Genomic DNA, 13,892 nt, shown 5'->3' with positions numbered 1-13,892 from the left:
CGAGGGCTCGGAGATGTGTATAAGAGACAGGTATCGCATTTTGCAGTTTGCCCTGAATAAGTAGCGCCTGGCCACGTTGTCCTTGTAGTCGGGCAAACTGTAAGCGCCATTCGGGGAGTTCGTTCACTTGCTGGAATTGGGGGGTTTCGCTGAGGACGGCCTGTGCCCGATCAATCAATGAAAGGGCATCAGTGGTTTGCTCTTGCGCCAAAAACAGTTCTGCAAAGCTGTTCAGCGTTACGGACAGGTGCAAGCGCACACTGGGCAGGCTTTTTGTTTCGAGCTTTACGACCAGGGCATCTAATTGTTCAAGAGCGCTTCTGTATTCCCTTTCAGAAAGGGTAATATCTTGATCAGAAAGTATTTGTGCATGCGTAAGCAAGGTTATTGCTAGGTTTTCCAACCAAGCAGGCATGTCTTGCAACTCGGCACCGGGATAAGCTTGCAGTAAGGCCAGAGCTTCTTCGATTACAGCGGATGCTTCTTGATCGCGTCCTAATGCATGAAGTGCTACTGCCTGCCCTCGAAGTGCAACAGCCTTGAGTTCTTGTTGAGACAAGGTTATGATTCCATGAGAATTTTTTCCATCATCCTGAAAGGCAAGGAGCTCATTGACACGCTGGAATTGTTCAAGGGCCTGATGAAATTCAAAGCGTTCAAGATGCAGGGTTCCGCGCTGGGAGAAGACTAACGCCAGTTCATTATTGAGCATGAGTGATGCTGCTTTTCCTGGCCCAGGCTTTGCAGATTTCCGTAATGCGGGAATTTCCCTGTAAGTGGAACCCTCCCGGACTGTGTTTTGCACAGTTACTGATTGCAGATGCTCATTTTCTGGGGCTTGGGGGAACTGTTCTTGGTCGCTCATGCTGTCCTCGCGGGAGTGGCTGACTGGTTTAGAAGGAGAAATAAAAGCTGGTGGGGTATTCAGATCGGATGGGTTGCCTTCGATGATCGTTTCAGGAGGAAACAGGATTACCGGGTTGTCTTCTTTTTGCGGTTTGGTTTCAGGCTTATCAGAATCTAAGTCAATAAGCGATGTATTTTCATCGGTTGATTGCTGATCTATCTTTGAAGGTGCCACTTCTTGAAGTGGCACTTCTGAAGGCAATATGTCGTGACTGGATATTTGACTCTGTTGCTGTTCAATATTTTCATTTTCGGATTTTTGCTCGCCTGGAGCTGAATCTTTATTTTGAAATTCATTCGCAGGCATGACTAAATAACTCTGGGATTGGAAATCAAGAGGGATTCCCTGTGCAGAAGGTACTTTGTTATCTGGGGAATAATAGTTTGGTGACTGAGAAAAAGACCCAGAGATGCGAGATGATTCATCTTTTTCAGGGCTAGCAACACTTGGTTTTGCTGATGAGATAAACGATGAATCGTGTATGTGTCTCAATTGCAGTGAGGTATTGCCTTGTCTGGTGTTGCAAATATATATACGTTCAATATCAGCCTTCTGGGCTTTCGTTGGTAAAAAGCGAGCAGCAGCAAAAATTTTATGATTCTGGTGAAGATTTTCTTCTTGACGGATAATAATCGCTGCGCTTTCGTAGCCTCCACAGTTATTAACGATAAACTCAATCAGAACCAGTTCACCTTCTGAAAAGTCCATCACATTAGTTTGGAAGCCAATTCCAGTCATGCTGAAATCATACAAGCGGGCCAGCAACTGTTGACCATTTTTGCGAGATATGGTGAGTTGCGTATCCAGAAGCAGACGATTGTTGTGTCGTTTTTTGCGCCAATGAATCAGTTTGGGGTGGCTGAAACGATAAACATCTGAATCTGTTGAGTGAAAGTCTATGAAAAATGTGGCAATAGAACCAGGACTATCCATAAATGCCAAAGTTCTGGCATATGAAAAGATTGATGATGGAGATTCTTGAGGTAAAAAAAGAAGCTGTGAGTCTTCACAACGAGAAAAAATGAAAGAATGACCCTCATCATCCTCTTCTTCGCAGTAGAGAATGGCTTCGTGGAAGTCGTTTTTGCATAGATCCACAGGATCCATGAAACCGGTATTGCCACCGCCAAAGAGGAAAACTCTCTGAAAATCAAATAAGTTTAACCCTGATCTGGAGGGTAGGCGGGCACGAAGAGGAATGGTTTCTGATTGTGGCATCCGTCGAAATTCAGATGGTTGGGTATGATTGAGAATTAATGTTACGTAACATGCATAATCCTGTACTGTCGTATTTTCTTGCACTCTAACCAATAATACGGAGAGAATCCAGAACGCTTTAATTTTTCCTGCTGCTCGGCATATGTGATTCCATTTGTTGCGCGATGGGTGAGGGGGAGGCATCTATGAAAACTGTTTCTGAACTGGGTTTTTGGCAGCGTATGGCGGAAACCCGGGGTGAAGTCATTTTGTTTTTCAGCTCTGCAGGCTGTCATTCCTGTCGGATCTGGCGGCGGTTGCTGAAAAATCTGGAAGATAACCGAGGTGGTCTGCAGGTTTGGGAGATTGATGCCGGCATTGATATGGGCATTACCCAGGAATTCGAGGTGTATCACCTGCCTGCTCTGTTCATGTTTCATAACGGCCAATATCAACGTCCGATTCAGGTTGAGGCGCGGGTCCATGCTCTTGAGCAATGGCTGGACGCGCATGCTGATCTCCCTCCTGAAGAACTTCCTTGAATCCTGATCTGCTCAATCCCTGGAATGCGGCGGGCTGGCATGCCATGGCGCATGCTGCACCCTCGCCCTATTTTGATCAAAGGCCTGTGGGCGGAGATATTGATCTGCTGGTTGTTCATGCTATCAGTTTGCCCCCGGAACAATTTGGGAGTGGCGAGGTGCCACTATTTTTCACGGGACTTCTGGATTTTGACCAGGATCCTTATTATGAACAGTTAAGAAACTTGCGGGTGTCTGCACATTTTTTCATTGAACGAGATGGCAAGCTTTGGCAGCATGTGAGCGTCTGGGATCGCGCCTGGCATGCAGGCGTATCTTCATGGCAAGGCCGTTCTGCCTGTAACGATTACAGTGTCGGTGTGGAGCTGGAAGGCAGTGAATCCAGCAAATTTCTGCCCATTCAATATCAATGTCTGGCGGCTTTAAGTCGGGATCTGCAAAAGCTGTTTCCGGCTATGCTGCGAGAACGCATTGTCGGCCACGCAGATGTTGCGCCTGGACGCAAATGGGATCCCGGTCCGGGTTTTTCCTGGGACTATTTTACAGAGGTATATGCAGCACATGGCTGAAATCAGAGAAGCACCAAAACGTGACTGGCGACGTGGCTGGACCGGACCCTTGGTCGTATTTGTTCTGCTGGTGTTGGGAACCCTGTGGTGGCTGGGCGTGTTTCATTCCGCCCAAGTGCTTGAAGAAACCGGTTCAGTCCATGCTTATATTTATCAGAATTTTCAGGGTACCTATCGGCAGATAGTCAAGGCCAGAGGCAAATTATCGCCGCAGTTGCCCGCCGATTTGCGCGGGCATCCTGAAATCACGATGATGGAAAATGAAAGCGGTAGCGGCGGAGATGCGATGGTTAAGGCGCGGATCGGCTATCTAGTAAATGCCGGCGATGCGACGCCACCGGGGTGGTTAAGAGGGGATTGGCCCGCACAGAGGGTGGCAAAAGTGGAGGTGAACGCAAATGCGGCCATCGCTTCGTGGAAGGCCTATTCCGCCCTGGATGACTGGGGAAAGGCCAGAGGAATGCCTTTACATTATCCCTTGTTTGAAATGATGGGGCCGGGTAATCGTTATGTGTTATTGATGCCTCTGGATAAATCACTGGCCTCTTCCTGACGGACGTTGTCCTTGCCATAGAATTTGATGCCACGAATAATTTTTTCGCGGCCCTGACTCAGGCGGTGCAGGTTGGTATCACGCAGGGAATAGACACATCCGCAGTATTCCTGCTGATAAAACTGTTCCTGCTTGGCTATTTCAATCATGCGGGCGCTACCACCGCCCTTGCGCCAGTTGTAGTCCCAATATTGCAGTCCTGCATGACGGGATGCTGCCCGGGCACCACAGGCATTGATCTGGTCCATGTCTTTCCAGCGCGATATCCCCAGGGTGCTGCTGAAGACGCTGAAGCCATGCTCCGCTGCATACAGTGCCGAACGCTCAAAGCGCATGTCGAAACAGGCCGTGCAGCGCTCGCCGCGCTCCGGTTCCCATTCCAGGCCTTTCACCCGGGCAAACCAGTTGTCCTTGTCATAATCCAGGTCAATGAAAGGCACGCCTAATGCCTCGGCATAGCGGATATTTTCTTCCTTGCGCAATTCATATTCGGCCTGCGGGTGGATGTTCGGATTGTAAAATAGCACCGTAAATTCGATACCGGCTTTGCGAATGTCATCCATGATGGGACCAGCACAAGGTGCACAGCAGGAGTGCAGGAGAACATGCGTACTGCCGTCGGGTGTCTGCAACGGTGAGGGAGGCGTTTTTTTGGACATGAATGATACCTGAAAAAGCACTATGCTAATGACAAGCATACAACCCATCAGTCTATTTGCCAAAAAGGAGTTTAGCGATGCCCAGTGATTTGCGACAGGGAAAATGTCAGGCTTGTGAAGGCGGTGTCGAGAAAATTGCGGATAATCAACTCACCGAACGTATGAGGAGTTTAACCGGATGGCGTCTGGAGCAGGGCAGTTTATGCCGGGATTTTCAATTCAAAAACTTTTACGAAACCATGGCGTTCGTGAACGCTGTAGCGTGGATTGCGGATCGTGAAGATCATCATCCAGACATGGAAATAGGTTATGGACACTGCCTGCTGCGCTATTCAACCCATGCAGTCAAGGGGATCACCGAAAATGATTTTATTTGTGCTGCACAGGTGAATCAACTGCTGGAATGAAACATGATGGTTTCACCCCAGCTGCCTAACTGCCGTTGTTAGGATCAGGCGTTGTTGGCAGGACGCAGCAGCGGGCGCATGCCTTCGCGAACCTGACGCTGAATGAATGCAACGCGGCCGGGTTCTTTTTTGTCCAGTTCTGCGGCACATTCTGAATTGGTCAGCGCGGCAGCACTGAGCATGACTTCCAGCTCGCAGGTGTCAACTTTGGGATCAGTCAGGGCGGCAGGTGCTACATTCATCTGATCACCTACATGCCAGAACATCCGCGCATTCCACATGCGCAGACGGACGTTGGGATTTTGGAAAAGTTCTACGCAACGGGTATTGATAGCCTTGCTGTCCACAGTCTTCCTCCTGTCAAAACGGATCATTTCATCGCCTGTTCGGGCGAGCGTGCTTAAGCATACTCGAAAAAGGTACCTGAAGGGGAGTTTTTTGGGGATTGAAGTATTCCATGCCCGGATAGATTTCGTATGGTAATAAAAAACCCCGCTGCAAGGCGGGGTTTGATCAGCATGATGCTATTTCAACTGCTCAGGCAGATGCGCCCGCTTTCATGTTGATATGTTGGTTAGTGGCGAGTTCGGGGTTGTAGAGATATTCCACGTTGCCCTGCTCGACCTGTTTGAGATATTCCTGGAAGTCGGCTTTGGCCTTGTCCCAGCTGATGCCCATTTTTTCCACCAGATCTTCACAGGGTGAAGCATGCCACTGGAGCTGGACGATCTTGAAGGGATCAGCGCCACAGGCCAGGGCGGCCAGCTGCACGTCCGCAATGATCGGGATGCTGTAGTTCATGTCATGGGCCTTGCCGATCCACTGGTTCTTGTCCATGGTGGTGATACAGCCGGTGTCAATGCCAATCATGACGTCGGCGTTGGCTTCTTCCCGGGCCACCTTGATCTTGCGGTTCATGGTGAAGCTGCGGGTGAATTCGCGCTCGGAGATGATGTGCCGGAAGCCAAAGCCACAGCAGTCATACCAGGTGGAGTAGTCGATGACCTGGGCTCCCAGCGCCTGCGCAACCGAGGTGCCGACGGCCGTGCGGTTGCCACCGAGAATGCTGTTGTCGTAAATGGCGTCTTCCGCCACCATCTTGTAGTAGTGACAGGCCGCATGGGTGGTCACCCGGATGTTGCTCATGTCGATGGTCTGCAGTTCGCTGGCAATGCGGTTGCGCATGACATGCAACCATTCACTGTAGTGCACGACTTCTTCAGGAATGACAATTTTGCCATCAACCAGACGACCGAGCTTGCCGAGGATTTTCTTGACCTTTTCGCGCAGTTCGGCTGATTCAATCAAATACTTGCGGATTTCCTTGTAGTTGCCGAAGGAGGTGCCGCAGTGGACCAGCGGGAAGAAGTGGCCGTTTTCATAGCCGTGCTGCTTGCCGGAGACATAGGCCTGATGGAAGTTGCGCAGGAAGACGGCGGCGAGGGATTCAACATTGCCGATGCCAGAGCCGTGGTAGTTCCAGGCGGTGCAGGAGGTCTGGTCGGTTTCGTCCAGATAATCCGTGCCAAAGTGGTTCATGAACCAGAGCAGGCTGGTGGGATAGCCGGGAATGTTGCCACACTGGCCGCAGCTCTTGTGATGCCAGAGCTGGTTGGTGGGTACCCGCTTTTTCCAGCCATAGAGAGTGTCTACTTCAATAGGCTTGTGGTCATCGGTAATGCGGTGAACAATGATTTCACCTTCTTTTTCCAGTTCCCACATGTGCTCGCGAATGTCGTCCATACGCTCGCCCAGGTCCATGGTGCGACGGTCTACGTGACTGCGTACCCATGCCGTGGCCGCTTCCGCTTCGTTGGCCGATAAGTTCGTGTCCTGAAAAAAAGCTCCGTGCCCCGCTAATCCTTGCTGCGTGCTGTTGTCGCTCATAACGATCTCCTTGATCCGTCAGTCTTCCTGGCTCTCGAGCCAGTCTTCATAATCTTCCCGTTTTTCATCAATGAAATCCTCAATCACATCAAAGAGGTTTTCATCCATGGTTTCCAGAGACTTCAGCACACCCGTCATTTCCCAGATGGTGTACATTTCTACGGAAGTTTTCAGGGAAACCTCCCAGGCCGTTTCTACCGTTTGCAGCGTGCGAACCGGGATTGCTTTGCGTAGAATCCGCAAATCTCCTTCAACCTTCTGAATATTGGGGCCCCAGTCCGGGAAATGATCGGGCTGGATCATGTCAGGAGAAAGCTGATTACCCGTGGTAATCAGTTTGAGCATTACGCGACCAAAGGGGCGCAACACATCTTTGGCCGATTGCATACCATGGCGAATGGAGACTTCGCGCATGATCATGACCAGTCCACCGGGAGAATTCTTGAAAGGACAACGTGCTGCACAGGTCATGCACTGAGCACAGGCCCAGATTTTTTCCTGCATGGCGTCATAAATCTGTTCCACGTTTTCGGTCCAGAGCAACTGGACAATTTCACGGGGACTATAATCGTAGAACTGCGCCGACGGGCAGGTAGCCGTACAAATGCCACAATTCAAACAGCCATTGAGTTCGTGGTCATAACGAAAATCCGCACGGATTTCGTCAAACATCTCTTTCATTTCAGCGTAAGTCGCCATCTACTCGCTCCTCGCTCGTAATTAATACGTCGTACCTTTTCGACCCGCAGCACAGATCATTGGTTCAAATAAATAACGTGATATCGGACTCACCGGCGAATTCAAAAAAGGCCGCTGCACCGCCCAATTCAATTCCGTCAATAAAGTCAGCCGTATCAAACTCGAAAAGATCGACTGTCATCTGACAAGCGATCATTCTTACTTCAGCTTCAACACAAAGCTCGCGCAATTCATCCAGACTGGCTACGCCCTTGGCTTTCATTTTGCTTTTCATCATGGATGTGGCCATTCCTTCCATACCTGGCAACACCATCATCAGGGTAGGCATGGGAACAGGCATCGGCATGGCTGGGTTACCCAAGGGGCTGACGCGCAGATGACTCAGATCTTTCTTGAGCAATTGCAGGCCGTAAAAGGTGAAGAAGATTTCCACACTGTAGCCCAGGGCTGCAGCAGTGGATGCCAGGATAAAGGGAGGATACCCCCAATCAAGGGTGCCTTTTGTGGCAACAATCGCTAGTTTTTTCTCGTCCATTTTCTACTCCTGGTCAGGCGGTCAGCCCAACCTCATTCAATTATGCTTTCTGGATGAAGAAGATAAATTCGCCGGCTGCTTCAGCATGCTCCAAAAGAGGATTCTTGGTCTGCTTGGCAAATGCTTCAAAATCTTTTACCGCGCCAGGATCAGTGGCGACGATCTTCAAAACCTGACCGGAAGTCAGCTCACCGAGAGCCTTTTTGGTGCGCAGGATGGGCAAGGGGCAATTCAGGCCACGTGCGTCGAGTACTTGATCTTCTTGTACCATGGTTTAACCTCCTAAGGTTATTGATGTCTGAAAACTACCTGCAAGACTGTATCAGGAAAAGGGGGAACAGCAAGGCAAATATTTTGATTTGATGATTAAGCACCCCTATTTTAGAAAATGCTAATCAACCGGGTAACTGACCAATAGGCAGTCCACGATTCGCCCAGGCTGAAATTCCACCGCGCAAATTAAGCACTTGTCCAAAACCCTGAGCAGCGGCAAAAGCTGCAGCCTGGGCTGAACGTCCACCACTGAGACAATAAAATACCACCGTTTTGGATTTATCCAACTGCTGTAGAGACATCGGCAGCATGTGCAAGGGTACGTGCCGGGCTCCTTCGATGATGCCACGTGCCACCTCAGCGGGAGAACGTACATCCACCAGAATGAACTCATCACCTTGATCGCTCAAGGCCTTGAGTTGATCTGCCGTGATTTCCTGAAAACCGTACATAAGCTATTCACCAATTAATTAAATAATGTCATCTTCTAGCTTACACCATGTATTCGTTCACGTGTAGCACCATTATCCACCCAAACGCATCATGAATATCCGCGAAGAACGTTCCGGATCTGTGACAAATTCGTGACGTTCGGGTTTATCCTGCCAAATCCTATCGCGGATTTCATCGGCAATTTCTTCGTTTCTGCTGCTTCCTCTCAGCAAAGGTAGCAGGTCCATACCATTTTCCTGGCCCAGACAAAATACCAGTCGACCACTTGCAGTCAGGCGGACCCGATTACAGGTGGCACAAAAATTTTCGCTGATGGGCGTGATAAATCCGATTTGCGAACGTGGGTGCTCTGCAAACTGAAAAAGCCGGGCGGGACCATTATCCGTCGGCCGAAAGGCCGGATACAAAGTGCCCAGCTCTTTTTCGATGAGCATTTTCGCTTCGCTTGCACTCAAAAATTCCGCGTTTTGGGCCTCGCTTCCGGCTTGTCCCAGGGGCATGGTTTCAATAAAACGGATATCAACATGCTGCGCCAAAGCGTAGCGCACCAGATCAGCGAGATTATGGCCGTTTTCGGTACGCATGAGCACCACATTCAGCTTAATACGGGGAATACCAGCACTGATTGCGACAGAAATTCCGTGCAGAACCTCTTGCAGATTTCCACCCCGGGTGACCCGGGCAAATACTTCCGGTTCCAAGCTGTCCAGACTGATATTGAGATTATTGACCCCGGATTGTTGTAGTTGTTCGGCCTTGCGAGCCAGTAACAGGCCATTTGTACTGATACTGATTTTACCAATTCCATGCTGATGGGCAGCAGCAATCAGATCAGGCAAGTACGGATGTATGAGTGGCTCACCACCAGTAAAGCGCATGTGGCGCACACCCAAGTCTGCAAAAACCCCGATCAGGCGATCATACTCATCCACCTGAAGGTGATCTTTCCTGGCAAAAAAAGGAGTGCCTTCTGCCGGTGAGCAGTAGGAGCAACGGAAATTACAGTGTTCCGTAACGGAAATACGCAGGTAAGTAATCTGCCTCCCGAAACGATCCGCCAGAGCGGATTCCCGTGCCGGTACAGCAAACACTTCCTGCGCCATATCCATTCACCTCAGCAATAATGAAAAAACTATACTAGACCTCTTTTCTGACCCAGTTCAACATTGCTGACGGCCATGGTACAGATTGATGACGTGTTGGGCCTCAACAAAAAACAGCCAGCGTTCAACACCAATACCAAAAACAACGGATACAATGGCAAGCCATGCGAAAAACAATTGCCCGGTCAGGAAGCCAATGATCAGAGCGGCCACCGGAATAATGAAGGCAAATATATACATCATGAATTTAATACTGCGCGCCTTGGCACTGGGCAAAGTATGTCCGAACTCTTCCGTCAGAAAAGTACCAAAGGTATGGCCCTGCTCTAGAATCCGCACGGTTGAACGGTTGAAACCGGTTGCCGTACGAATGGTCGGACCGTTTGGACGACCAATCCAGAAATAATAAATACCTTTCATGACCGCTGCCGCGACCAGCAGACCCAGGGCAATACCTACCAGGGTAAGCGCCGGTGCTCCCATGATCATTCGCTCGGCAGCAAGAATCGTGGCACCAATGGCCAAACCCATAACATAGAAATTTGCGGGTACAAGAGCCGTATTCCATTGGCGAATGGTTCTGAGCACGGCATAAATCATACCCTGACAGAAAATGGTAATCAGACCAATCAGGCCAGCCAGATTCACTAGAATCAAACCTACCGTATCCTGTGTGCCTGCCGTGAAAAACACCCAGACCAGATAAGCAAAAGCAAACGGATAATATAACACCGCAAAAACACCTTCGCGGGCCAACCAGGAGGTGCGCCAACGGGTAAAAGCCCTCCAGGCGTTCTTGGGGTTCGCCAGATGCGCGGTAGAAGAAAGCATGCCGATGGTGACAAAAACCAGCGAGAGAACGACTGCGACCATGGTCTGCAGGGGATTTAACCCGCCATCAATCTGAAAATCATTGATGATGGCCGTCAAGGCCATAATGCCAAAACCACCGCCAGAAAAAAGCGTCAGAAAAATAACTGCGAGTGCCGGATGCATGGTATCTCCTTAACGCTCAACTACGCGGTTGACCCATTCTTTCACTTTACGAACTGCTTTTTTCTTCAGCTCTTCAGTGGGGATCGGGGCATGAACACGGGGCGGCAAATAATGGTTGGTAGGGTTGTAATTCAGTTCGGGCATCAGCTGATAGCCGCCCCGATCACGCACAGCACGACTAACCGGACTTTCCGGATCATCCAGATCGCCGTACATACGAGCATGAGCCGGACAAGTCAGTACACAGGCAGGCTGCCTTTCTTCTTCCGGAATTTCCATATCATAAATACGGTCAATACACAGGGTGCATTTTTTCATGGTTCCGGAGACGCGATCCAACTCGCGGGCACCATAAGGGCATGCCCAGGAACAATAATTACAACCCATACATTTGTTCTGATCGACCAGAACAATGCCATCTTCAGCGCGCTTGTAGGAAGCACCGGTGGGACAAACCGTCACACATTCGGCGTTTTCACAATGCATACAGGACATGGGAAAATTGACGGTTTTGTTATAGGGGTAGTCCCCTATTTCAAAATGCCGGATACGGTTGAACCAGACCCCGGATGGCTTGGCGCCGTAGGGATCATAATCGGTTAGCGGCGCTGTGGTGCCACTGGTATTCCATTCTTTGCAAGCCACCGCGCAGGCATGGCAGCCCACGCAGGTGTCCAGATCAATGACTAATCCGAGTCTCATAATAGTCTCCTTGGCACGTCAGGATTTCAGATTGACGGGCTTGTGGGTATGGTAACGCAGCACGTCAGGTGCTGGGGTATCACCAGGTAAAGGCTTCATGGTTGGGAATACGGGCCAGGTGCCTTCTTCTCCTGGTGCCGCCGGATATATTTTGACCATCAGATCGTACCATGCCGCCTGACCAGTAATAGGGTCGGAATTGGTCAAACGTCTTTCCCCCTGCTTGGCTGGCAGTAGTTCGGAAATCAGATGATTCATCAAGAAACCGCGTGTTGCCTCAGCGGCTTCCGGTTTCAGGCCCCAGGCTCCGGATTGTTTACCAATGGCATTCCAGGTCCAGACGGTATCTTCCTGACAGCCTTCAATGAGCTTGACCTGCACCCGGATTTTTCCGTTATGGCTTTCCACCCATACCCAGCTTTTATCAACGATCCCTATCTGCTCACCGCGCTTGCGGTTCATGTACATATAGTTCTGGGCGATAATCTGACGCAGCCAGGCGTTCTGGCTGTCCCAGGAGTGATACATCATCATGGGGCGCTGATTGACGGCAAAGAATGGGTATTCTTTTTTGTCCACGCGCTGCTGTTCCAGCGGCTCATAAAAAGCTGGCAGCGGATCAAAGTAGGTCGCCAAACGCTCGCGGTCTACCGGATCCTTGGGCTGTGGACCATCGTAGAGACCCATACCTGCCAGACGGAAACGCTGGAAGGTCTCGGAATACAGTTCAATGATGATGGGATCAGCCGTCGGATTGAAACCAATACGCTGGGACAACTCCAGGTATTCCTTGTTGGCAAAGCGATAAAAAGCCATGGACTCCGGCAAGTGATACTTGAAGAACCCCTGATTTTCGATGTAACGATCCCATTGATTGGGGTTTGGTGCCCCACGCAAGTGGGTTTCACCATCTTCACCACGCCAGCCTGCCAGGAAGCCTATTCCGGGCGCACGCTCGTAGTTAGTAATGAAATCCTTGTAGCCGGAAAAACGGGGTTCTCCATTTTCCTTGGTGAAAGCCGGGAATTTGAGACGACCGGCAATGTCCACCATGACTTCCTGCCAGGGACGCACATTGCGATCAGGCTTGAGGATTGGATGACGAATGGAGTCACAAATGGCATCCGGCTCGGAAATCGGACGATCCAGCAGTGAGATGGCATCATAACGCTCCAGATAAGTGGTATCTGGCAGAATCAGATCACCAAAATTAACCATTTCCGAATGGAAGGCGTCTACCACCACCAGAAAGGGAATATTATATTCGCCATTCTCGTCTTTGGATTTCAGCATATCCTGAACATTGGCCGTGTTCATGGTGGAGTTCCAACTCATGTTGGCCATAAAGAAAATCAGGGTATCAATAGCATAGGGGTCTTTATTGACCGCATTGGTGACCACCATATGCATCAAGCCGTGGTTGGCTATGGGTGCTTCCCAGGAATAGGCCTTATCAATGCGTTTGGGCTGACCATTTTCATCAATAACCAGATCTTCCGGTGCAGTGGGGAAACCCAACGGCGAAGACTTGAGGGGCGTATTGGGCGCACTGTGCTGAGCGGGTTTAACTGCTGGCGGGACGGGCTTGGGGTAAGGTGCCTTGGATCTGAAGCCTCCGGGGCAATCAATCGTACCCAGCAATACCTGCAGCAAGTGAATGGCCCGAGCTGACTGCATACCATTGGAATGCGCTGAAATACCGCGCATGGCGTGCATGGAAACCGGACGACCAATGAACTTGTCATGCTTGCGTCCAGCCCAGTCCGTCCACTCTACATTGATTTCAATACTTTCCTTGAAAGCCACATGGGCCATTTCCAGCGCCAGCCGTTCAATGGTCTCGGCGGGAATGCCCGTAATTTTACTGGCATTTTCCGGAGAAAATTCGTCGCTGAGATAACGTTCCGCCAGAATCGACATGACCGTACGCACCGGCCTGCCGTCGGGGGCCGTATATTCTCCAAACATGGCTCCGGCTGAGCCCGCTTCCATGCCATTGGCGAAGCATTCTTTCTGGATATCCCAAATCATGGGATGTCCTTCGGCATCACGCAGAATCAGGCCGTCACCGACTTTACCCGGTGTGTTGACGACCAGGAAAGGGGCATTGGTATAGCGTAGCAGGAAATCCCAGTCGAACTGTTCGTTCTGAAGCAGAACATGGACCATGGACAGGGCAAGCATGCCATCAGTACCTGGCTTGATGGGCACCCACTCATCGGCGATGGCCTGATACCCCGTTCGCGCAGGATTGATTCCGACAAACTTGCCACCATGACGCTTGAGTTTTTCCAGACCGATTTTCAGGGGATTGGAGGAGTGATCTTCGGCCACACCCCAGAGCATGAAATACTTGGTACGATCCCAATCCGGATCACCAAATTCCCAGAACGCGTGACCCAGCATATAC

16 protein-coding genes are annotated in these 13,892 nt (G+C 50.3%); 4 read left to right on the top strand and 12 right to left on the bottom strand.

Features of this window, described 5'->3' with window-relative positions:
- Positions 1-2,125, bottom strand: a 2,125-nt coding sequence (locus tag H7F08_RS13665) for a hypothetical protein (protein WP_193640822.1), incomplete at its 3' end; no start/stop codon positions are given.
- Between the two features lie 185 nt (positions 2,126-2,310).
- Here H7F08_RS13665 and H7F08_RS13660 point away from each other — a divergent pair.
- Genes H7F08_RS13660 through H7F08_RS13650 form a run of 3 tightly spaced genes read left to right on the top strand, consistent with a single transcriptional unit; the run spans position 2,311 to position 3,768 of the window.
- The gene (locus tag H7F08_RS13660) at positions 2,311-2,646 is read left to right on the top strand and encodes a thioredoxin family protein (RefSeq protein WP_031575511.1); all 336 of its coding nucleotides are present in this window, start codon (positions 2,311-2,313) and stop codon (positions 2,644-2,646) included.
- On the top strand, positions 2,643-3,215 hold the full coding sequence (ampD, locus tag H7F08_RS13655) for a 1,6-anhydro-N-acetylmuramyl-L-alanine amidase AmpD (protein WP_193640821.1): 573 nt from the start codon (positions 2,643-2,645) through the stop codon (positions 3,213-3,215). The genes H7F08_RS13660 and ampD overlap by 4 nt, the downstream gene beginning before the upstream one ends.
- Positions 3,208-3,768, top strand: coding sequence for a hypothetical protein (locus tag H7F08_RS13650; RefSeq protein ID WP_193640820.1), 561 nt, complete (start codon positions 3,208-3,210; stop codon positions 3,766-3,768). Before ampD ends, H7F08_RS13650 begins: the two co-directional genes overlap by 8 nt.
- Here H7F08_RS13650 and H7F08_RS13645 read toward each other — a convergent pair.
- A complete protein-coding gene (locus tag H7F08_RS13645; protein WP_153940858.1) occupies positions 3,723-4,427 on the bottom strand; it encodes an epoxyqueuosine reductase QueH in 705 nt (234 codons plus the stop codon). The genes H7F08_RS13650 and H7F08_RS13645 overlap by 46 nt on opposite strands.
- Positions 4,428-4,504: 77 nt before the next feature.
- Here H7F08_RS13645 and H7F08_RS13640 point away from each other — a divergent pair, with 77 nt between their 5' ends.
- The gene (locus tag H7F08_RS13640) at positions 4,505-4,834 is read left to right on the top strand and encodes a 4a-hydroxytetrahydrobiopterin dehydratase (RefSeq protein ID WP_193640819.1); all 330 of its coding nucleotides are present in this window, start codon (positions 4,505-4,507) and stop codon (positions 4,832-4,834) included.
- Positions 4,835-4,878: 44 nt separating this feature from the next.
- Here H7F08_RS13640 and H7F08_RS13635 read toward each other — a convergent pair whose 3' ends face one another.
- The 10 genes from H7F08_RS13635 to H7F08_RS13590 form a co-directional block, all read right to left on the bottom strand.
- A complete protein-coding gene (locus tag H7F08_RS13635) occupies positions 4,879-5,181 on the bottom strand; it encodes a hypothetical protein (RefSeq protein ID WP_010637211.1) in 303 nt (100 codons plus the stop codon).
- 190 nt (positions 5,182-5,371) lie between these two features.
- A complete protein-coding gene (locus H7F08_RS13630; RefSeq protein ID WP_153940857.1) occupies positions 5,372-6,721 on the bottom strand; it encodes a heterodisulfide reductase-related iron-sulfur binding cluster in 1,350 nt (449 codons plus the stop codon).
- 18 nt (positions 6,722-6,739) lie between these two features.
- Positions 6,740-7,420 (bottom strand): 4Fe-4S dicluster domain-containing protein, encoded by a 681-nt coding sequence (locus H7F08_RS13625; RefSeq protein ID WP_010637278.1) that lies wholly within the window; start codon positions 7,418-7,420, stop codon positions 6,740-6,742.
- A gap of 64 nt (positions 7,421-7,484) precedes the next feature.
- Positions 7,485-7,955: a sulfur carrier protein DsrE2 gene (gene dsrE2 / locus H7F08_RS13620; protein ID WP_010637276.1), complete on the bottom strand. Its 471-nt coding sequence runs from the start codon at positions 7,953-7,955 to the stop codon at positions 7,485-7,487.
- 40 nt (positions 7,956-7,995) lie between these two features.
- Complete coding sequence (locus tag H7F08_RS13615) at positions 7,996-8,226, bottom strand: sulfurtransferase TusA family protein (RefSeq protein ID WP_010637274.1); 231 nt, start codon at positions 8,224-8,226, stop codon at positions 7,996-7,998.
- Between the two features lie 124 nt (positions 8,227-8,350).
- Positions 8,351-8,680, bottom strand: a complete 330-nt coding sequence (locus tag H7F08_RS13610) for a rhodanese-like domain-containing protein (RefSeq protein ID WP_024892993.1) — start codon at positions 8,678-8,680, stop codon at positions 8,351-8,353.
- A gap of 72 nt (positions 8,681-8,752) precedes the next feature.
- Positions 8,753-9,784 carry a GTP 3',8-cyclase MoaA gene (gene moaA, locus H7F08_RS13605; protein WP_031575915.1) on the bottom strand — a complete coding sequence of 344 codons (1,032 nt, stop codon included), beginning with the start codon at positions 9,782-9,784 and terminating at the stop codon, positions 8,753-8,755.
- A 57-nt stretch (positions 9,785-9,841) separates the two neighbouring features.
- Positions 9,842-10,780, bottom strand: a complete 939-nt coding sequence (locus H7F08_RS13600; RefSeq protein WP_031575918.1) for a dimethyl sulfoxide reductase anchor subunit family protein — start codon at positions 10,778-10,780, stop codon at positions 9,842-9,844.
- A gap of 9 nt (positions 10,781-10,789) precedes the next feature.
- The gene (locus H7F08_RS13595) at positions 10,790-11,482 is read right to left on the bottom strand and encodes a 4Fe-4S dicluster domain-containing protein (RefSeq protein WP_010637265.1); all 693 of its coding nucleotides are present in this window, start codon (positions 11,480-11,482) and stop codon (positions 10,790-10,792) included.
- Between the two features lie 18 nt (positions 11,483-11,500).
- Positions 11,501-13,892, bottom strand: a 2,392-nt coding sequence (locus tag H7F08_RS13590; RefSeq protein ID WP_193640818.1) for a molybdopterin oxidoreductase family protein, incomplete at its 5' end; no start/stop codon positions are given.

This window comes from Acidithiobacillus sp. HP-11 (genome assembly GCF_015100075.1).
GTDB lineage: Bacteria > Pseudomonadota > Gammaproteobacteria > Acidithiobacillales > Acidithiobacillaceae > Acidithiobacillus > Acidithiobacillus thiooxidans.
The sequence above is the reverse complement of the archived record's forward strand: the minus strand, read 5'-3'. Positions and strand labels throughout refer to the sequence as shown.

Excerpts from the sequence above, each read along its gene's own strand:
- H7F08_RS13610 (WP_024892993.1), bottom strand. The coding sequence starts at position 8,680 with ATGTACGGTTTTCAGGAAATCACGGCAGATCAACTCAAGGCCTTGAGC.
- H7F08_RS13625 (WP_010637278.1), bottom strand. The coding sequence starts at position 7,420 with ATGGCGACTTACGCTGAAATGAAAGAGATGTTTGACGAAATCCGTGCG.
- H7F08_RS13595 (WP_010637265.1), bottom strand. The coding sequence starts at position 11,482 with ATGAGACTCGGATTAGTCATTGATCTGGACACCTGCGTGGGCTGCCAT.
- moaA (WP_031575915.1), bottom strand. The coding sequence starts at position 9,784 with ATGGCGCAGGAAGTGTTTGCTGTACCGGCACGGGAATCCGCTCTGGCG.
- H7F08_RS13615 (WP_010637274.1), bottom strand. The coding sequence starts at position 8,226 with ATGGTACAAGAAGATCAAGTACTCGACGCACGTGGCCTGAATTGCCCC.
- H7F08_RS13600 (WP_031575918.1), bottom strand. The coding sequence starts at position 10,780 with ATGCATCCGGCACTCGCAGTTATTTTTCTGACGCTTTTTTCTGGCGGT.
- H7F08_RS13650 (WP_193640820.1), top strand. The coding sequence starts at position 3,208 with ATGGCTGAAATCAGAGAAGCACCAAAACGTGACTGGCGACGTGGCTGG.
- H7F08_RS13660 (WP_031575511.1), top strand. The coding sequence starts at position 2,311 with ATGAAAACTGTTTCTGAACTGGGTTTTTGGCAGCGTATGGCGGAAACC.
- H7F08_RS13640 (WP_193640819.1), top strand. The coding sequence starts at position 4,505 with ATGCCCAGTGATTTGCGACAGGGAAAATGTCAGGCTTGTGAAGGCGGT.
- dsrE2 (WP_010637276.1), bottom strand. The coding sequence starts at position 7,955 with ATGGACGAGAAAAAACTAGCGATTGTTGCCACAAAAGGCACCCTTGAT.
- H7F08_RS13645 (WP_153940858.1), bottom strand. The coding sequence starts at position 4,427 with ATGTCCAAAAAAACGCCTCCCTCACCGTTGCAGACACCCGACGGCAGT.
- H7F08_RS13630 (WP_153940857.1), bottom strand. The coding sequence starts at position 6,721 with ATGAGCGACAACAGCACGCAGCAAGGATTAGCGGGGCACGGAGCTTTT.